This window comes from Micromonospora sp. NPDC049257 (assembly GCF_040678915.1).
Taxonomy (GTDB): domain Bacteria; phylum Actinomycetota; class Actinomycetes; order Mycobacteriales; family Micromonosporaceae; genus Micromonospora; species Micromonospora antibiotica.
Window position 1 is genome coordinate 26,654 of sequence record NZ_JBFAQU010000029.1, and the last position, 18,552, is coordinate 45,205.

The 18,552-nt window shown below is 73.5% G+C and carries 18 protein-coding genes and 1 pseudogene; 7 read left to right on the forward strand and 12 right to left on the reverse strand.

Translation table 11 applies throughout. The features are described 5' to 3' along the window. Window positions 1-128: 128 nt before the first annotated feature. The 3 genes from htpG to AB0K25_RS27725 all read right to left on the reverse strand — a co-directional run bounded on the left by htpG (window position 129) and on the right by AB0K25_RS27725 (window position 3,399). Window positions 129-2,030 (reverse strand): molecular chaperone HtpG, encoded by a 1,902-nt coding sequence (gene htpG, locus AB0K25_RS27715; protein WP_357536637.1) that lies wholly within the window; start codon window positions 2,028-2,030, stop codon window positions 129-131. A gap of 64 nt (window positions 2,031-2,094) precedes the next feature. Next, entirely contained in the window at window positions 2,095-2,757 is a 663-nt protein-coding gene (locus AB0K25_RS27720; RefSeq protein ID WP_357536639.1) for a class I SAM-dependent methyltransferase, read from the reverse strand. A gap of 102 nt (window positions 2,758-2,859) precedes the next feature. Further along, window positions 2,860-3,399: a DinB family protein gene (locus AB0K25_RS27725; protein ID WP_219462239.1), complete on the reverse strand. Its 540-nt coding sequence runs from the start codon at window positions 3,397-3,399 to the stop codon at window positions 2,860-2,862. Between the two features lie 83 nt (window positions 3,400-3,482). Between AB0K25_RS27725 and smpB the strand changes: the two genes are divergently transcribed. Beyond that, complete coding sequence (gene smpB / locus AB0K25_RS27730; RefSeq protein ID WP_219462247.1) at window positions 3,483-3,986, forward strand: SsrA-binding protein SmpB; 504 nt, start codon at window positions 3,483-3,485, stop codon at window positions 3,984-3,986. A 25-nt stretch (window positions 3,987-4,011) separates the two neighbouring features. Here the strand turns inward: smpB and AB0K25_RS27735 are convergent, their stop codons facing one another. Then, window positions 4,012-4,866, reverse strand: coding sequence for a hypothetical protein (locus AB0K25_RS27735; RefSeq protein ID WP_363823528.1), 855 nt, complete (start codon window positions 4,864-4,866; stop codon window positions 4,012-4,014). Between the two features lie 211 nt (window positions 4,867-5,077). On the opposite strand from AB0K25_RS27735, the gene AB0K25_RS27740 reads away from it, so the two are divergent. Together AB0K25_RS27740 and AB0K25_RS27745 are read left to right on the forward strand one after the other, a co-directional pair. Continuing rightward, entirely contained in the window at window positions 5,078-5,650 is a 573-nt protein-coding gene (locus AB0K25_RS27740; protein ID WP_219462249.1) for a helix-turn-helix domain-containing protein, read from the forward strand. Further along, entirely contained in the window at window positions 5,647-6,909 is a 1,263-nt protein-coding gene (locus AB0K25_RS27745) for an MFS transporter (RefSeq protein WP_308290757.1), read from the forward strand. Before AB0K25_RS27740 ends, AB0K25_RS27745 begins: the two co-directional genes overlap by 4 nt. A 265-nt stretch (window positions 6,910-7,174) precedes the next feature. Here the strand turns inward: AB0K25_RS27745 and AB0K25_RS27750 are convergent, their stop codons facing one another. Both AB0K25_RS27750 and AB0K25_RS27755 read right to left on the reverse strand, forming a co-directional pair. Beyond that, window positions 7,175-7,588, reverse strand: a complete 414-nt coding sequence (locus tag AB0K25_RS27750) for a type II toxin-antitoxin system Phd/YefM family antitoxin (RefSeq protein WP_219462250.1) — start codon at window positions 7,586-7,588, stop codon at window positions 7,175-7,177. A gap of 85 nt (window positions 7,589-7,673) precedes the next feature. Continuing rightward, a complete protein-coding gene (locus AB0K25_RS27755; RefSeq protein WP_219462251.1) occupies window positions 7,674-9,410 on the reverse strand; it encodes a M28 family peptidase in 1,737 nt (578 codons plus the stop codon). Between the two features lie 277 nt (window positions 9,411-9,687). Between AB0K25_RS27755 and AB0K25_RS27760 the strand changes: the two genes are divergently transcribed. The 3 genes from AB0K25_RS27760 to AB0K25_RS27770 are packed head-to-tail and all read left to right on the forward strand — an operon-like array spanning window position 9,688 to window position 13,165. Continuing rightward, on the forward strand, window positions 9,688-10,212 hold the full coding sequence (locus AB0K25_RS27760) for a PadR family transcriptional regulator (RefSeq protein ID WP_208570643.1): 525 nt from the start codon (window positions 9,688-9,690) through the stop codon (window positions 10,210-10,212). Next, complete coding sequence (locus AB0K25_RS27765; RefSeq protein ID WP_219462254.1) at window positions 10,209-10,889, forward strand: ABC transporter ATP-binding protein; 681 nt, start codon at window positions 10,209-10,211, stop codon at window positions 10,887-10,889. Before AB0K25_RS27760 ends, AB0K25_RS27765 begins: the two co-directional genes overlap by 4 nt. Beyond that, window positions 10,886-13,165 carry an ABC transporter permease gene (locus AB0K25_RS27770; RefSeq protein ID WP_357536647.1) on the forward strand — a complete coding sequence of 760 codons (2,280 nt, stop codon included), beginning with the start codon at window positions 10,886-10,888 and terminating at the stop codon, window positions 13,163-13,165. The genes AB0K25_RS27765 and AB0K25_RS27770 overlap by 4 nt, the downstream gene beginning before the upstream one ends. Window positions 13,166-13,215: 50 nt before the next feature. Here AB0K25_RS27770 and AB0K25_RS27775 read toward each other — a convergent pair whose 3' ends face one another. Then, entirely contained in the window at window positions 13,216-13,677 is a 462-nt protein-coding gene (locus AB0K25_RS27775) for a VOC family protein (protein WP_219462260.1), read from the reverse strand. Window positions 13,678-13,787: 110 nt separating this feature from the next. On the opposite strand from AB0K25_RS27775, the gene AB0K25_RS27780 reads away from it, so the two are divergent. Next, complete coding sequence (locus AB0K25_RS27780; protein ID WP_363823534.1) at window positions 13,788-14,855, forward strand: WYL domain-containing protein; 1,068 nt, start codon at window positions 13,788-13,790, stop codon at window positions 14,853-14,855. On the opposite strand, the gene AB0K25_RS27785 is transcribed toward AB0K25_RS27780, so the two are convergent. From AB0K25_RS27785 to AB0K25_RS27805, 5 genes and pseudogenes are all read right to left on the reverse strand, one after another. Further along, complete coding sequence (locus tag AB0K25_RS27785; protein WP_363823537.1) at window positions 14,802-16,304, reverse strand: carboxylesterase family protein; 1,503 nt, start codon at window positions 16,302-16,304, stop codon at window positions 14,802-14,804. The two genes, AB0K25_RS27780 and AB0K25_RS27785, sit on opposite strands and share 54 nt — an antisense overlap. A 151-nt stretch (window positions 16,305-16,455) precedes the next feature. Continuing rightward, complete coding sequence (locus tag AB0K25_RS27790; protein WP_219462268.1) at window positions 16,456-16,890, reverse strand: arsenate reductase ArsC; 435 nt, start codon at window positions 16,888-16,890, stop codon at window positions 16,456-16,458. Window positions 16,891-16,921: 31 nt separating this feature from the next. After that, window positions 16,922-17,401: an N-acetyltransferase family protein gene (locus AB0K25_RS27795; RefSeq protein ID WP_363823574.1), complete on the reverse strand. Its 480-nt coding sequence runs from the start codon at window positions 17,399-17,401 to the stop codon at window positions 16,922-16,924. Window positions 17,402-17,505: 104 nt separating this feature from the next. After that, a pseudogene (locus AB0K25_RS27800) lies at window positions 17,506-18,189 on the reverse strand (aquaporin); the annotation flags it as partial. Then, complete coding sequence (locus AB0K25_RS27805; RefSeq protein ID WP_219469989.1) at window positions 18,186-18,512, reverse strand: metalloregulator ArsR/SmtB family transcription factor; 327 nt, start codon at window positions 18,510-18,512, stop codon at window positions 18,186-18,188. The pseudogene AB0K25_RS27800 and the gene AB0K25_RS27805, both read right to left, overlap by 4 nt. Window positions 18,513-18,552: the final 40 nt, after the last annotated feature.

An 18,552-nucleotide genomic window follows, 5' to 3' on the forward strand; every position in this document is an offset into this window, starting at 1 on the left:
GGGTAATTCCCGTACCGCTTCCCCGACCGGGTGGCCCGGTCACCCGGTCGGAGGGGCGCTCGGCACGGTCCGACGAGACGCGGTGCGCTGGTCCCGGCCGGGCACCTCCCGGCCGGGACCGTGCCGGATCAGAGGGTACGGGCCAACCGGTCGGCGAGCAGCCGGGCGAACCGGGCCGGGTCGGCCAGGTCGCCCCCCTCGGCGAGCAGCGCCGTGCCGTAGACCAACTCGGCGGTCTCGGTCAGCCCCGACGTGTCGTCGCCCCGCTGGTGGGCGACGCGCAGGGCGCTGACCAGCGGGTGGGTCGGGTTGAGCTCGAGGATGCGCTTGACCGGGGGCAACTCCTGCCCCATCGCCCGGTACATCTTCTCCAGGGTCGGGGTGATGTCGTGGGCGTCGCCGACGATGCACGCCGGCGAGGTGGTCAGCCGGGACGAGAGCCGAACCTCCTTGACCGTGTCGGCGAGCGCCCCGCCGAGGAAGGTGAGCAGCTCGGCGTACTCCTTGTTCTGCTGTTCCCGGGCGACCTCGGTGTCCTTGCGTTCCTCCTCGGTCTCCAGGTCGACCTCGCCCTTGGCGATGGAGCGCAGCGGCTTGCCGTCGAACTGGCCGACCCGCTCCACCCACACCTCGTCGACCGGGTCGGTGAGCAGCAGCACCTCGAAGCCCTTGGCCCGGAATGCCTCCAGGTGCGGCGAGTTCTCCAGCATGGTGCGGTTCTCGCCGGTGGCGTAGTAGATCTCGCCCTGGCCGTCCTTCATCCGCGCCACGTACTCGCCCAGGGTGGTGGGGTCGCTGTCGTGGTGGGTGGAGGCCACCGAGACCAGCTCCAGGATCGTCTCGGTGTTGTCCGCGTCCTCCAGCAGGCCCTCCTTGACCACCCGGCCGAACTCGCCCCAGAAGGTGGCGAAACGCTCCGGGTTGCCGGTGCGCATGTCCTTGACCGTGGCGAGCACCTTGCGGACCAGCCGGCGACGGACGATCTGGATCTGCCGGTCCTGCTGGAGGATCTCCCGGGAGATGTTGAGCGACAGATCGTGCGCGTCCACCACGCCCTTGACGAAGCGCAGGTAGTTCGGCATCAGCGCGGCGCAGTCGTCCATCACGAAGACCCGCTTGACGTAGAGCTGCACCCCGCGCCGGCCGTCGGCCTGGTACAGGTCGTACGGTGCGTGCGCGGGCAGGAACAGCAGCGCCTCGTACTCGAAGGTGCCCTCCCCCCGCATGTGGATGGTCTCCAGCGGGTCGGTCCAGTCGTGGCTGACGTGCCGGTAGAAGTCCCGGTACTCCTCCTCGGCGACCTCGTCGCGCGGACGCGCCCAGAGCGCCTTGCGGGAGTTGAGGGTCTCCTCGGTGGGTTCGCCGCCGTCGACGCCCGGCACGGTGGTGCGGATCGGCCAGGCGATGAAGTCCGAGTACCGCTTGACGATCTGCCGGACCGTGGCGAGGTCGGCGTAGTCGTGCAGGTTGTCCTCGTCGTCGGCGGGCTTGAGGTGCACGGTGACCGAGGTGCCCTGCGGGGCGTCGTCGACCGTCTCCACCACGTACGTGCCCTCGCCGCTGGACTCCCACCGGGTGCCCTCGGTCTGCCCGGCCCGCCGGGTGAGCAGGGTGACCCGGTCGGCGACCATGAACGTCGAGTAGAACCCGACGCCGAACTGGCCGATCAGCTCGTTGCCCGCGTTGTCCTTGGACTCCTTGAGCTTGCGCAGCAGCTCGGCGGTGCCGGAACGGGCGATGGTGCCGATCAGCGACACGACATCCTCGCGGGACATCCCGACGCCGTTGTCCCGGACGGTCAGGGTCCGGGCGTCCGGGTCGATCACCAGCTCGATGTGCAGGTCGGTGGTGTCCACGTCGAGGTCGGAGTCGACAAGCGACTCCAGCCGGAGCTTGTCCAACGCGTCGGAGGCGTTGGAGATCAACTCGCGCAGGAAGATGTCCTTGTGCGAATAGATGGAGTGCACCATCAGTTGCAACAGCTGGCGTGTCTCCGCCTGGAATTCCAGCGTCTCGGTCCGACTGCTCACACCAACCTCCTCGTACGGTGGGCCAGATCCGCGCAACAGGATACGAGGTATCGTGGCGGCCCGGTCACGCCCGGTCGTCGTCCCGACGAACCAGCAGGCTGGCCTGCGGGGTGCGTTCCATGGCACCGGCGAACTCCTGCGGCGCCCGGCACATCCGGGCCTGCTCCGGCAGTCCGGCGGCGCTCAGCAGCGCGGCCACGTGGTCCGGGCGGCGGCGACGGAACGCCAGCGCCACCGGGTGGCCCCACGCCTCGGTGTAGCGGACCGTCTCGTCGCCGACCTGGAAGGCGAGCAGGGCGTGCCCACCGGGGGCGAGGACCCGGCGGAATTCGGCGAACACCCGGGGCAGCCACTCGTCGGGCACGTGGATGACGCTGTACCAGGCGACCAGCCCGGCCAGCACCCCGTCGGCGACCGGCAGGTCCAGCATGGACCCCTCGACGAAGGTCAGGTCGGGGTGGGCGAGCCGGGCCTGCGCCAGCATGCCCGGGGACAGATCGAGCCCGGTGACGGCCAACCCGAGGTCGCGCAGGTGACCGGTGATCCGGCCAGGGCCGCAGCCGACCTCCAGCACCGGGCCGCCCCCGCCGGTCAGCACGGTCTCGGCGAACGCGGCGAGCACGGCCCGTTCGAGCGGCCGGGCGGCCAACTCACCACGGTTGCGGGTGGTGTACTCGGCGGCCATCGTGTCGTAGGAGGCGCGGGTCTCGGCGAGGAAGTCGGTCACGGCCGCGGACCCTACCGCCGGGCGGCTGCGCCGGGGGCTGCGCCACACCGCCCCTCGACGTCGGCCCCGGGCGGCCCCCGCCCGCGACGTCGCCCCGGGGGGTCAGCGGGTGGTCGTCGGGCGGGTGACGTCGTGTACGTGGTGCACCACGTCGTGCAGGAAGTAGACGGCGAAGCGGCGCACGGTGAACACCGAGCCGTTGCTGCGCCGGCCCGGCCGGTCCCACTGCACGGGCGTGACGGCGTCGAAGGCGGCGGCGGTCGACTCGGCCTGCGCGGCGAGTTCCCCGGCCACCCGGGCCGGTGACTGGTGGAAGTAGTCGTCCTCGACGGCGGTGGCGTCCTGGTCCCAGTTGGGGAAGACCGGGTCGTCCTCGTCGAGCATCAGCGCCAGCCGACCCCGGAAGATCCGGCAGGTGTCCCGCACGTGGCAGGCGTACTCCACCGGCGACCAGACGGTCGGCGCGGGCCGCCGGGTCGCGTCGGGCCGGGACAGCACGTCCCGCCAGACCGGGACGGTGGCGCGCAGCCGGCCCCCGGTGGCGTCGGCCCGCTGCGGCACGAAGCCGCACTCGGCGCAGCCGTCGTCGATGACGCCGGTCCAGTCCCGGTCCTCCGGTGTGATCGCCGCCCATTCCGACATGCGGCGATCCTGCCACGCGGGGGCCGGGCCGCAACCGACGGTAGGGTGTACGCCGCTGGCAGATCCGAGCGGAGGTGGTCGTCGTGTCGCGGGAAGCGGAGCGCAAGCTCATCGCCGCCAACAAGAAGGCCCGCCACGACTACACCGTGCTGAAGACCTACGAGGCGGGCATCGTGCTGGCCGGCACCGAGGTCAAGTCGCTGCGCGAGGGGCGGGTGTCGCTGGTCGACGCGTTCGCCCAGGAGAGCGACGGCGAGCTGCTGCTGCACGGCCTGCACATCGCCGAGTACGGCTACGGCACCTGGACCAACCACCAGCCCCGGCGGACCCGCAAGCTGCTGCTGCGTCGGGTGGAGATCGACCGGATCCTGGAGAAGCTGCGCGACGGCGGGGTGACCCTGGTGCCCCTGTCGATGTACTTCAGCAACGGCTGGGCCAAGGTGGAGATCGCGCTCGCCCGGGGCCGCCGCTCGTACGACAAGCGCCAGGTCCTCGCCGAACGCGACGCCAACCGGGAGATCGCCCGGGAGCTGGGTCGTCGGCTCAAAGGTCGCCGCCCGGCTGGCGGGGGCCGCCGGCAGGGCTGACCTTCTCCCGGAGTGCCCTGCGGGCTCAGCCGGGGGCGCGGTCGTCGGCTGCGGCGGTGTCGGCGGTGCCCGGGGCACCGGCCAGCACGATCGCGGCGGCCACCGTGGTCAGGGTGGCCAGGACCGCCCAGGGCAGCCAACCGGGCCGGACCCCGTCACCGAGCAGCAGCACCCCGGCGACCGACGGGACGACGATCTCGACCGCCCAGAGCACGGCGGTGACCGGCCCGACCGACCCGTGCCGCAGCGCGTGCGCGTAGAGGATCGTCCCGGCCACCCCGGAGACGACGAGTCCCCAGCTGACCGGCTCCCGCAGCAGGTCCCAGGCCGCCGCGCCGGGGTGGCCCAGTGGGTCGGGGGGCGGGGTGAGCGCCCGCGCGCACAGCGCGGTGATCCCCCAGGCGAGGCCGGCCAGGGTGGCGGCGACGACCGGTCGGGCCACCCGCAGGGCGGCGACCCCGGCGGCGGCGGTCAGCACCGCCGTACCGGCCAGGCCGACCCGGAGCGCCGTCGACGCGGTGACCGGCGGTTCGGGGCCGGCGGCCAGCGAGATGACGGTCAGGGCGGCGACGGTGAGCAGGATCGCCGCGGTGTCGCGGCGGCGCAGTCGCGCGCCGAGCACGATCCGGGCGATGACCACGGTGACGGCGAGGGAGCCGGCGGTCACCGACTGGACCGCGTACACGGGCAGTTTCTGGAGGGCGACCAGGGAGGCGAGCCAGGCCAGCGTGTCGCAGGCCAGGCCGGCGAGGTAGAGCGGGTGCCCGAGGGCACGCAGGGTGCTGGCGCCGCGCCGCGCCCCGACGGCCTGGAGGACCGAGCCGACGCCGTAGGCGAATGCCGCGCCGAGCGCGAAGGTCAGCGCGAGCCCGGACGTCACCGCCCGCTCCCGGCCCGGTCGGGTCCGGCCGCCACCGCCGATCCGCTCATCGACACCGCCTCCGGCTCGCGGGCCGGCCGGTCCCCCGGCCGATGCTCCCGTCGGATTGTCCCCGCCCCGCGTGCGGTCCGCAGCGCGTCGACCGGCGGCCCACCGGACCAGCTATACAAGAACTCTTGTACTTCATGTCTTGTTCTTTTACCGTGGCGGCATGACAGAGGAGCACCCCCGGCACCTGACCGACCCCCGGGCGATGCGTGCGCTGGCCCACCCGACCCGGTTGCGGCTGCTCGGCGAGCTGCGCGTGCGGGGTCCGCAGAGCGTCGGCATGCTCAGCGACGCCATCGACGAGGCGGTCGGTTCGGTCAGTTACCACCTGGGCAAGCTGGCCGAACACGGCTTCGTCGAGGAGGCCCCCGAGCACGCCCGCGACCGCCGCGAACGCTGGTGGCGGGCGACGCACACCCGGACCTCCTGGGAGCCGGTCGAGCTGCTCGCCGACCCGGAACGCCGGGCCGCCTCCGACCTGCTCCGCCGCGCGGTCCTCGACCGGTACACCGAACGGCTCGGCCACTACCTCGACGTCGAGGCGACCCTCGACCCGCAGTGGGTACGCGGCACCGCCAGCAGCGACTCCTGGCTGCACCTGACCAGCGACGAGCTGATCGAGCTGCGGGCCGACCTGGAGGCGCTGGCCGCCCGCTGGCAGGCCCGCAGCGACCCGGCCCGGCCGGGAGCCGAGACCGTGTCGCTGATGTACCACGCCTTCCGGGACCAGCGGTGACGCCGCGCCACCGTGGGCCGTTGGTCGGCCTGCTGGTCGGTCACACGGTCTCGCTCACCGGCAACATGCTCACCCTGATCGCGCTGCCGCTCTACGTGCTCGCCGAGACCGGCTCGCCCGCCGCCACCGGCCTCACCGGTGCGGTCGCCGCCGTGCCGGTGGTGCTCGGCGGGGCGCTCGGCGGGGTGCTGGTGGACCGGATCGGCTACCGCCGGGCCAGCGTCCTGGCCGACGTGGTGTCAGGGCTGACGGTCGCCGCCGTGCCGCTGCTCGACGCCACCGTCGGCCTGCCGTTCTGGGCGCTGCTCGGGCTGGTCTTCGCCAGCGGCCTGCTCGACACCCCCGGGCAGACCGCCCGCAACGCCCTGCTGCCCGAGGCGGCCACCGCCGCCGGGGTGCCGCTGGAACGGGCCGTCGGCTGGTACGAGGCCAGCGAGCGGGGCGCCCGGCTGATCGGCGCCCCGATTGCCGGCCTGCTCGTCGCCACCCTCGGTGCGCTCCCCGTGCTGGCCCTGGACGCCGTCACCTTCGCGGTCTCCGCGCTGGTCGTGACGGTGCTGGTGCCCCGGTCGCTGCGTCCGGCCACGCCGACCGATCCGGCCGGCGGCGGCTACTGGCGGGAATTCGCCGCCGGGGTGCGGTTCCTGAGCCGGGAGCCGCTGCTGCGCGCGGTGGTGCTGCTGGTGCTGGTGACCAACTTCTTCGACGCGACCAAGAGCAACGTGCTGCTGCCGGTGGTGGCCGACCGGGAACTCGGCGGGCCCACCGCGTTCGGCCTGCTGGTCGGCGCGATGGGTGGCGGCGCGCTGGCCGGGTCGCTGCTGTTCAGCGGGGTCGGCCACCGGCTGCCCCGCCGGGCCACCCTCGTCACCGCGTTCGCCCTGGCCGGTGCGCCGCCCTTCTGGGCGCTGGCCGCCGCGCCGCCGCTGCCCTGGATCGTCGCGGTCTTCGCCCTGTCCGGCTTCGCCGCCGGTGCGATCAACCCGCTGCTCGGCGCGGTGGAGCTGGAACGGGTGCCGGCCCACCTGCGCGCCCGGGTCTTCGGGGTGATCGGGGCCGGCTGCTGGGCCGGCATCCCGCTGGGCGCGCTCGCCGCCGGGGTGGCCGTCGACGGCTTCGGCACCACGCCCGTCCTGCTCACCGTGGGCGGCTGCTACCTGCTGGTGGTGCTCACCCCACTGCTGGGCGGCCCCTGGCGCACGATGGACCACCCGACCACCCCCACCCGCCCAACACGAGCCCCCACACCGGTCAACTGAACCCCACCCACCCAGGCCCCGTGCCCCTTCCCGTTCTCGGTGATCAAGAGGTTTGCGTCAGCTTCGATCTTCAGATTGACGCAAACCTCTTGATCACTTGACGCAAACTTCTTGATCACCGGGGTGGGGTGGGGCGAGCGGGGCGGGAAGTGGAGTCGGGTGGGCATGACGCGTCTACCGGCGGGCGTGCCGGTCGTGGCACGGGTCGGGAGCGGCCCGGGCGTCGGGGTTGACGCGGTGGCCTTGGGTGTCGGGTGTGCCCGGGTCAGTCGCGGCGCAGGTCGGCCTGGGCGGCGCGGAGCCGGTCGACGGCGGGGTCGGTGCCGGGTGGGACGTGCCGGTCCAGCTCGGCCCAGACCTCGGCGAGGGCGTCGGTCATGGCCCGCAGCTCGGCGGCGTGCCGGCGGGCGCCCTGCCGGTGTGACTCCTCCAGCCGGCGGGCCCAACCCGCGGTCACCGTGCCCAGGCGTTCGTCGTCGGCGCGGGCCTGGGCGGCGCTGCGGGCGGCGGAGGCCGGCACGATCGCGGCGACCGGCCGGGGGTCGCCGTCGCGGGTGACCAGGGTGACCGTGTCGGTCAGCTCGGCCATCGCGATCAGCTGGGTCAGCCGGGTACGCAGCTCGCGCAGCGGCACGGATCGGGGTTGACCACTGTGGTGGGACAGCGCGGGGGCAGCCATGTCCCCATGGTCCGACCGGGGTATGACATTTATCGCCATGACGGTCCGGGTGGGGTGGACCAGGCGTCCACCCCACCCGGGTCGGTCAGCTCACCTGCAACGTCACGTCGTCGATGACGAAGCTGGTCTGCAACGAGGAGTCCTCGGTGCCGGTGAACTTCAGGGTCACCGTCTGGCCGGCGTACGCGCCGAGGTCGAACGAGCGCAGCGTGTAGCCGCTGGCCTTGTTGAGGTTGGAGTACGTCGCCAGCGTGGTGCTGCCGACCTGCACCACCAGCTTGTCGTACGCGACGGTGGTGGTCCGCTCGGCGGTGTCGATGTGCAGGTAGAAGGCGAGGGCGTAGGAGGAGCAGCCGGCCGGCACGGTCACCGACTGGGACAGGGTGTCGGTGCTGGTGCTGCCGTTGCCGTTGAGCCATGCCTTGTAGGAGCCGGTGCGGGCCGGCTGGCTGGACGAGTTGGTGATGACGCCGGAGGTGGCCGTCCACGGCGTGGTGCCGGACTCGAAGCTGCCGTTGCCGACGACCTGCCCGCCGGTGCAGCTACCGGTGCCGGTGACGGTGACGGTGTAGCTGGCCGTGCGGGTGGCCGAGCCGGTGCCGGTCACGGTGAGGGTGAAGCTGCCGAGGCTGGCGCTCGACGAGGCGCTGACCGTCATGGTGGCCGAGCCGCCGGAGGTGACCGACGACGGGCTGAACGAGACGCTCACGCCGCTGGGTGCACCGGAGGCCGACAGGGCGACGGTCTGGGCGCTGCCGCTGGTGGTGGCGGTGCTGACCGTGGCGGTGGTGGAGCCGCCCCGGGTGACGCCACCCGAGGTCGGGCTGACCGCGACGGAGAAGTCGTTGGTCGGGGTGCCGCCGCCGACCGCGAGGTCCCAGATGGCGTACGCGACGCCGTCGGCGCTGCGGTTGAGCCCGGTGGCGTTGATGTTGCTGGTGGTGTCGCAGGACGAGTGGTAGCACGGGTCGTACGCGGCGTTGGCGGTGCCGCCCCACTTGCTGGCCTGGGCGCTGGTCTTGCGGGCGCTGGCCCCCATCGCGTAGCCCGAGGTGGGGATGCCGGCCTGCTGGAACGAGTAGTCGTCGGAGCGGCCCTGGCCCTCGGTGTTCTCCTCCGGCGACAACCCGAGGGAGTCCCAGTACGCCTTGAGCGGCGCGGCGGTGGTGGAGGTGACCCGGTTGATGAAATAGCCGCCGTTGGTCGAGGCGACCATGTCGAAGTTGTAGTACCCCTTGATGTAGCCCTTCTGGGCGGTGGTCAGGGAGTTGACATAGAACTTGGAGCCCTGCAGGCCCTGCTCCTCGCCGTTCCACCAGGCGAACCGGACCCGCTTGCTCATGGTCGGGTTCTGCTGGGCGAGCACCAGGGCGTTCTCCAGCAGCACCGACGAGCCGGAGCCGTTGTCGTTGATGCCCGGTCCGGCGGCGACGCCGTCGAGGTGCGCGCCGAACATGACCACGTCGGTGGTCGGGCCCTGCGGCCACTCGGCGATCACGTTGTTGCCCTGGTAGGTGCAGCTGGTGCAGGTCTGCTCGGTGACCGTGTAGCCGGCGGCCTGGAGCTTGGACTTCACGTAGGCGACCGAGGCGGTGTAGCCGGCCGAGCCGGCCCGCCGGTTGCCGCCGTTGCTGGTGGCGATGCTCTGGAACTGGGCCAGGTGCGCCTGGACGTTGGCGACCTGGACGTCCGGCGCGGCGAGCGCGGCGACGGCCGGCGCGGCGGTGGCCGGCCGGGCGGTCGGGGCGGCCGTGGCCGGTGGCGCGGCCAGGGCGAGCGTCACCGCGGTGACGGCGGCGATCGCCAGGGTTCTGCGCTTCATGCGTGCTCCTCATGGGGGTCGGCGGGGCATCCGCCCGGGCGTCACCGTCCCGTCTGTCGGATGTGACCGGGGGTGGACGGGCGACCCGCGATCCGGGGGTGGGATCGCGGCGGAAACGCCGGGGAAGCAAACACTGACATGTATCAATCTGCGGGTCAATCCGTCGGACGGTGTCACATTCGCGGGCGACACCGCGGGGGTCACCGGGAGCCGGCCACGACCACGTCGGCGCTGGGTGTAGACAACGCGCGTATACGCGGTGTGTATAGTCGCCGGCATGTCCATCGGCCAGACCTTCCTCGGCCTGCTGGAGGCGACCCCCCGGCACGGCTACGACATCAAACGGCGCTACGACGAACACTTCGGCCACTCCCGCCCGGTCGCCTACGGCCAGGTCTACGCGACCCTGTCCCGGCTGCTGCGCGGCGGCTTGGTCGAGGTGGAGGCGGTCGAGCCCGGCGAGGGCCCCGACCGCAAGCGGTACGCCATCACCGAGGCCGGCGTCGCCGACGTGGCGCAGTGGCTGGCCCGCCCGGAACAGCCCGAGCCCTATCTGCAGAGCATCCTCTACACCAAGGTGGTGCTCGCCCTGCTCACCGGCCGCGAGGCCGCCGAACTGCTCGACGTGCAGCGCGCCGAGCACCTGCGGCTGATGCGGGAGCTGACCCGGCGCAAGCGCGGCGGCGATCTCGCCGAACAGTTGATCTGTGATCACGCGCTCTTCCACCTGGAGGCCGACTTGCGCTGGCTGGAACTGACCACCGCCCGCCTCGACGACCTGGCCGCGCGGGTGCGCGCATGAGCGCCCCGCTGCTGGTCGCCGAGGGCCTGCACCGCAGCTTCGGCGAGACGGCCGCACTGGTCGACGCCGGGCTGCGCATCGACGAGGGCGAGGTGGTCGCGGTGCTCGGGTCGTCCGGCTCCGGCAAGTCCACCCTGCTGCACTGCCTGGCCGGGATCGTCCGCCCCGACCGGGGCCGGGTCGTCTTCGACGGCCAGGACCTGGTGACGATGAGTGACGCCCGGCGCAGCGCCCTGCGCCGGGAGGCCTTCGGGTTCGTCTTCCAGTTCGGCCAGCTGGTGCCCGAGCTGACCTGCCTGGAGAACGTCGCGCTGCCGCTGCGGCTGGCCCGGGTCCCCCGGCGTGCGGCCGAGCAGCGGGCCGGGCAGTGGCTGGAACGGCTGGAGGTCACCGACGTGGCCGGCAAGCGCCCCGGCGAGGTCTCCGGCGGCCAGGGGCAACGCGTCGCCGTGGCCCGCGCGCTGGTCACCCGCCCCCGGGTGATCTTCGCCGACGAGCCGACCGGAGCGCTGGACTCACTCAACGGCGAACGGGTCATGCGGCTGCTCACCGAGGCCGCCCGGGACAGCGGGGCGGCGGTGGTCCTGGTCACCCACGAGGCACGGGTGGCCGCGTACTCCGACCGGGAGATCGTGGTGCGCGACGGGCGGACCCGCAACCTGGAGGTGGCGGCGTGACCGGTCGGGGCGCGCTCGCGGACCTGGCGATGGGTGCCCGGATGGCCGTCACCGGCGGCCGGGAGGGTTGGACCCGGGCGCTGCTCACCGCCGTCGGCGTCGGCATCGGGGTGGCCATGCTGCTGCTGGCCACCGCCGTGCCCGGGGCGCTCGACGCCCGGCAGGCACGCGGCGACGCCCGCGACGACCTGCGGTTCGGCGAACAGATCGCGGCCGGTCCCGGCACCCTGCTGGTGCACGCGCTGGACACCGAGTTCCGGGGCCGGCCGGTGCGGGGCCGACTGCTGCGGCCGGAGGGACCGGCCGCCCCCGTCCCGCCGGGGCTGACCGCCCTGCCCGCCCCCGGGGAGGTGGTCGTCTCCCCCGCCCTGCGCCGGCTGCTCGACTCCCCCGACGGCCCGCTGTTCACCCCCCGGCTGGGCGGCGCGCGGGTCACCGGGACCATCGCCGACGAGGGCCTCGCCGGCCCCAACGAACTGGCCTACTACCAGGGCGATGACCGGCTGTCCGACACGTCCGGGGCGACCCGGCTGGACAGGTTCGGCGGCGGGTTGCCCGGCGAGGGTCTCGGCCCGGTGCTGATGCTGCTGGTGGCGGTCATCTTCGTGGTGCTGCTGCTGCCCATCGCGGTGTTCCTCGGCTCCGCCGTGCGCTACGGCGGTGAGCGACGCGACCGGCGACTCGCCGCGCTGCGCCTGGTCGGCGCGGACACCACCATGGTGCGGCGGATCGCCGCCGGGGAGGCCGCCGCCGGTGCCCTGCTCGGGGTCGTCGTCGGCATCGGGTTCCTGCTCGCCGGTCGCCAACTGGTCCCGCTGGTCACCCTCTACGACATCAGTGTGTACGCCGACGACATCCAGCCCCCCACCGCGCTGCTGCTGGCCGTCGTGCTGGCCGTGCCGGCGCTGGCCGTGCTGGTGGCGATGCTGGCGTTGCGCGCGGTCGTGGTCGAGCCGCTCGGAGTGGCCCGGCGTAGCACCCCGGTCCGCCGTCGGCTCTGGTGGCGGCTGCTGCTGCCCGCCGTCGGCCTGGCCATGCTCCTGCCCGTGGCCGGTCTGCGCGAGGGCGACGGCGGGGTCACCCGGTGGGTGGTGCCGGCCGGCGCGGTGCTGCTGCTGATCGGCACGGTCACCGTGCTGCCCTGGCTGACCGACCTGCTGGTACGACGACTGCGCGGTGGTCCGGTGTCCTGGCAGCTGGCGGTCCGCCGGGTGCAGCTGGACAGCGCCACCTCCGCCCGGCTGGTCAACGGCATCGCCGTGGCCGTCGCCGGCACGATCGGTCTGCAGATGCTCTTCGCCGGGATCGCCGGGGACTTCACCACCGCCAGCGGGCAGGACACCTCCCGGGCGCAGGTGCAGGTGCAGTTCCTGGACCAGCCGGACCTGGCCCGGGTCCTGCGGCAGCTCGGCGGGGCCGACGGGGTTACCGCTGCGACCGGCACCCTCGTCTCCGTGGCCACCATCGGCTCGCCGGACGGCCCACCGGTGGAGATCCGGGTCGGCGACTGCGCCGCGCTGGCCGAGTTCGCCCGTCTCGACCGGTGCGCGGACGGGGACACCTTCCTGGCATACGATCCGAACGACCCGACGGTCATCCCCGCCGACGCGATGCTGGTCGTCCGCGACAACTCCCGGTGGCGGCTGCCCACGGCGGCCCGTGCCGCGCAGGCCCGGCCCGACCCGGCCGGCTGGATGCAGAACGGTGTCCTGCTCACCCCCGCAGCCGCCGCCACTCGGACCCTCGGTCCGCTGCATTCGACCGTCTACCTCAAGCTCGACCCCGCCAAGCCGGACGCGGTCGAACACGTCCGCAACGCCGTCGCCGCGATCGACCTGGCCACCCCCGTGTCCGTGTTGTCCTCGACCATCGAGTCACCCCGGTTCGCCGACATCCGGCGCGGCCTGGCCATCGGCACGGTCGTCACCCTGCTGCTGATCGCCACCAGCATGCTGGTCGGCACGCTGGAGCAGCTGCGGGAACGCCGCCGGCTGCTGGCCATGCTGGTGGCGGTGGGCACCCGACGCAGCACCCTCGGCTGGTCGGTGCTGTGGCAGACCGCCCTGCCGGTCGGGGTCGGGCTGGTGCTGGCGGTCGGCTTCGGGCTCGGCCTCGGCGCGGCCCTGCTGCGGATGGTGCAGGCCCCCGTCACGGTCGCCTGGCCGGTGGTGGGCTTCGCCGTCGGTCTCGGCGCGCTGGCCGTCCTGGCGATCAGCGGGCTGAGCATGCCGCTGCTGTGGCGGCTCACCCGCGCCGACGGGCTGCGCACCGAGTGACCGACCGGTCCGGGTCGGCGACGTCGCCGACCCGGACCGGATCAGGGCGGTCAGCCGGCGTACGGGGTGGCGACGTCGAGGACCCAGGTGACGCCGAACCGGTCGGTGAGCATGCCGAAACCGGGGGCCCATGGCGACGGGCCGTACTCCTCGATCAGGTCGGCGCCCTCGGCGAGCCGGTGCCAGAGCGCGCCGACCTCGTCGGCGTCGTCCCCCCGGACGGCGACGAAGAACCGCTCTCCGGTCAGCGTCGTGCCGTTCTTGCGGGTGGTGGTGGTCGGCGCGGCTGCGGCGGGGGCGCCGGCGGGCACGTCGTAGGCCATGATGGCGAAGCCGTTGTCGGCGGTGACCTGGCCGAAGACGACCCTGTCGGCGTCCGGCAGGTCCTTCGGCATCCCCAGGTCGCCGTAGCTGACGACGGTGCTGCGGCCACCGAAGACGGCCTGGTAGAACTCCAGCGCCGCACGGGCGTCACCCCGGAAGTTGAGGTGCGTGGTGGCGGAGATGGCCATGGTCGACTCCTTGCTGATGGTGCTCGACGCCCGGAAGTGGGCTGGTCAGGAGCAAGATTTGCAGCAGTAGGTGACAGGATGTGGCACCTACTGCGGGCAGAATCGGTCCCATGCCGACCACGTCCGCCCGACTGCTCGCCCTGCTGTCGCTGTTGCAGACCCGCCGGGACTGGTCCGGCACCGTGCTTGCCGAACGCCTCGGCATCAGCCTGCGCACCGTGCGCCGCGACGTCGACCGGCTGCGGGAACTGGGCTACCCCGTCGCCGCCGCCAAGGGCCCCGACGGTGGTTACCGGCTCGACGCCGGCACCGAACTGCCCCCGCTGCTGTTCGACGACGAACAGGCCGTTGCCCTCACCGTCGCGCTCCAGGTCGCGGCGACCGGCGCGGACGACGCACTGGCGGACGCCGCCGCGCGGGCGCTGCAGACCGTACGACAGGTGCTGCCGACCCGGCTGCGGCAGCGGGTCGGGGCGCTCAGCGTGACCGCCGTCGCACGACCCGCCACCACGCCGACCCCGCCGGTCGACGGCGGGGTGCTGCTGGCGCTCAGTGCCGCCGTGCAGACCCGCGAGATCCTGCGCTTCGACTACGGGCCCGACAGCACCGAGCGCCCGGCCCGGCACGCCGAACCGCACCACGTCGTCACCTGGGGCGGCCGGTGGTACCTCGTCGCCTGGGACCTCGACCGGGCCGGCTGGCGGACCTTCCGCATCGACCGGATCACCCCGCGCCCACCCCACGGGCCGCGCTTCACCCCCCGACCGCTGCCCGGCGGGAACGTCGCCACCTATCTCACCGGGGTCTTCCGGGGGTCGGCCGGCGGGTCGGCGGACTGGCCCTGCCGGGGCACCGTGCTGCTCGACCTGCCCGCGGCGACCGTCGCCCGGTACACCCGCGACGGTCTCGTCGAGGAGGTCACCCCCGACCGGTGCCGGCTCACCCTCGGGTCGTGGTCCTGGGTGAGCCTCGCCGCCGCCGTCGCCCGCTACGACGCCGAGATCACCGTCGTCGGCCCGCCGCCGCTCACCGACGCGTTCGCGCTGCTGGCCGGCCGGTTCACCCGTACCGCCACCGGTGGTGTCGCCGCCGGGAAGTCAGCGGGTTCCGCCGCCGGGACGCGGTCAGGCCAGCAGGGGGAGCGCGGCGAAGGTGTGGTCCCGCCACAGCAGCCGTGACGTCTCCTCCGGGTACGCCACGACCGTCGGCCGCTCGTCGAAGATCCGGGTACGGCGACCGGCGTCGTACGGCGGCCAACCGGGGTCGCCGGTCGCGGCGAACGCCGTCCACGCCCGGCGGAACTGCCTGGACAGCTCGTGAGCCGCCGGCGGAGGCGGATCACCGATCAGCATCGCGGGCTGCCCGCTGGTCAGGTTGCCGAAGACCAGCGGCACGTCCAGGCCGTGACAGGCACCGAGGGCACCGCCCAGGCCCGACGCCGGCCAGGTCAGCTCGTAGAGGTGGGCCCGGCCGCCACCGGCGACCTGCGCCTCGGCCAGGTGCAGGCTCGGCATCCGGAACAGCCAGTCCGCGTTGACCAGCTCGTACAGCTGCTCGTCGGTCGCGGCCGGGAACGCCTCCCGGTAGCGGTGGGCACCGTCCGGGCCCGGGGCCAGCATCCGCAGCGCGGTCCCGGTCTGCTCGGGCGTGACCTGGCCGAGCACGCCGTCGAGCAGGCTGAACAGGCGGTGCTCGTCGCGGGTGTGCCCGACGAGCAGGTCGACGTCGCGGGCGGCACCGTCGGCCAGCGCCCGCCACGGGGTCGCCGGCAGCACGTCACCGTCGACGACCGGCGCGAACGGGATCGGCCGGTGGGTGATCTGACCCCACCGTTCCCGCCACCTGACGATCCCGGCCGAGATCGCCTCGCCCACCGCCGGCAGCCGGTCCGCAGCCACCGCCGACAGGTCGGCCAGGGTCGGTCGTACCCCCAGCTCGGCGGCGCAGGCGGCGGTGACGTCGGCGGCCAGCTCGGGCGAGAGGAACGTCCCCGGGACGCTCTGCGCGACCGCCCGCCGCAACAGCCCGGCGGCGCGCGGCATGGCCAGCAGCGCGGCGACCGAACCGCCGCCGGCCGACTGCCCGAAGACCGTCACCCGTCCCGGGTCGCCACCGAAGGCGCGGATGTTGTCCCGCACCCACTCCAGGGCCGCCACCTGGTCGAGCAGCCCCCGGTTGGCCGGGACTCCGTCGAGCTGCCCGAAACCCTCGAAACCGAGGCGGTAGTTGAGCGTCACCACGACGGTCCCGCCGTCGGCCAGGTGCCCGCCGTCGTACTCCGGGAGGCCGGAACAGCCGACGAGGTAACCGCCACCGGGAATCCACACCAGGACCGGCAACCCCGCCGCCGGGTCCGGCTCCGGCGTCCACACGTTGAGCGTCAGCCAGTCGTCGCCGGTGCCCTGCGGGGACGTCCCGAACGCGTCGGGCTGCGGAGGCGGCGGACCGAAGGCGAGCGCCGGGCGTACGCCCTCCCAGCGGGATACCGGTTGCGGCGCGGCGAACCGGTGGGCACCGACGGGCGGCTCGGCGTACCGGATGCCCCGGAACACCGCGCGGCCCGCCTCCCGGCAGCCGCGCAGCACACCGGCCACGGTACGGACCTCCGGCTCGGACTCCGACGGCATGCTGGCCCCTCCCCCGCTCCCGGTCGGCCGCAGCATCCCAGCGCCCGCCGACCACCGGCAAACCATTTAGGGCCTTCGAACGAGGTCGGTCACCAGGCCTGTCGGCGGGAGCCTCCACTGCGCTCGTGACGCGGGAGCCACCGGTGTCCGGTCAGGCCTCGATCCTGGCGTCCGGGGTCAGGTCGTCGAGGAGCCGGGCGACGTACTGGCGGATCTCGTCGCGGACCTCGCGGACGACGGACAGCGGCTGGCCGGCGGGGTCAGTGAGTTTCCAGTCCTCGTAGCGTTTGCCGGGGAAGACGGGACAGGCGTCGCCGCAGCCCATCGTGATGATCACGTCGCTGGCCTCGGCGGTGTCCCAGTCGAGGATCTTCGGCTCTTCGGCGGTGATGTCGATGCCGACCTCACGCATGGCGTCGACCGCGACGGGGTTGACGTGTTCGGCGGGTTCGGAGCCGGCGGAGCGGACCTCGACGGTGTTCCCGGCGAGGTGGCGCAGCCAGCCGGCGGCCATCTGGGAGCGGCCGGCGTTGTGGACGCAGACGAACAGCACCGATGGCGTGGTGGGCCGGGCGGGGGTGCTCATGGGTGGTGGACCTCTTCCGGTGCTGACGTGGCTAGGTGATGGTGGGGCTGCGGCGTTCGATGAGGATGACGTCGCGCCATCGGTCGTGGTGGCGGCCGAGGCGTTCGCGTACGCCGATGGTGCGGAAGCCGCAGGCGTGGTGCAGGGCGAGGCTGGCGGTGTTCTCGGGGAAGACCCCGGACTGGATGGTCCAGATGCCGGCCTGTTCGGTGGAGTCGATGAGTCGGTGGAGCAGGAGCCGGCCGACGCCTCGTCCTCGGGCGTCGGGGTGGACGTAGACGGAGTGCTCGACGACCCCGGCGTACACGCACCGGTCGGACACCGGGGTGCACGCGACCCAGCCGAGTACGCGGTCGGCAGCCGGGTGGTCGACGGCGACCCAGCGGTGTTCGGGCAGGCGGGTGCCGGTGAACCGGGCCCAGGTGGGTGGTTCGGTCTCGAAGGTGGCGTCGCCGGTGGCGATCCCGTGCCGGTAGATGTCGAGCACCGCCGAGGCGTGCTCGTCGGTCATCGGCACGAGATCGGGGCGGGGCGGCCGGACGCCGGTCATGAGGCGGCCCGTTCCGGCTGCGCCGGTGCCAGCTCGACCGCCACGCCGTCCGGCTGTCGAACCGTCGGATACCACCAGGTGATCGCGGCGACCGCGATCCCGACGGCGGCGAGCTGCGCGGCGACGAACCCGGCCGCCGAGGTGGGGGCGATGCCGGCGAAGGTGTCGGTGAACATGCGGCCGATCGTGACGGCCGGATTGGCGAACGAGGTGGAGGCGGTGAACCAGTAGGCGCCACCGATCCACGCCCCGACCGCCGCCGGAGCGACCGCGGTCCGGCGGGCACGGGTGAGGGCGGCGATCAGCAGGAGGAGCCCGGCGGTCGCGACGACCTCGGCCAGCCACAGTCCGCCCCCGTCCCGCTGGCGGGTGGAGATCGTGACGGCGGGCAACCCGAACATCAGGTGTGCCAGCACCGTGCCGCCGATCGCACCGAGCACCTGCGCCACGACGTACGCGCCGAGATCACGGGTCGACAGACCCGCTCCCGTACGGCGGGCCTGCCACCAGTCGGTGAGCGACACGACGGGGTTGAGGTGGGCACCGGACACCGGGCCGAAGATGAGGATCAGCGCGCCGAGGGCGAACGCGGTGGCGATGCTGTTCTCCAGCAGTTGCAGCCCCACGTCGCCCGGCGACAGGCGGGTGGCGGCGATCCCGGAGCCGACCACGGCGGTGACGAGCAGGCCGGTGCCGACCAGTTCCGCCGACGCCCGGCGCAGCACGGCGTGCGGCGGGTCGGGCGTCACCGGGTCGGCCCGGTCGACGCAACGGCAGCCGAGACGTCCAGGAGCTGGGACAGGACGGCGAGGCGGGCCGGGACGATCCAGTAGTAGACCCAGGTGCCCCGGCGCTGGCAGTCGATCAGCCCGGCCTCGCGCAGCACCTTCAGGTGGTGGGAGATCGTCGGGCCGGTCAGGGTGAACGCGTCGGTCAGCTCGCACACGCACACCTCGCCGCCGGCCCGCGCGGCGATCAGGGACAGCAGCCGCAGCCGTACCGGATCACCGAGGGCCTTGAAGCCGCGCGCCAGACCGGCGGCGGCGTCTTCCGTCAGGGCCTCGGTGACCATCGGCGCGCAGCAGGCCGACGGGTCGGCGAGGACCGGCAGT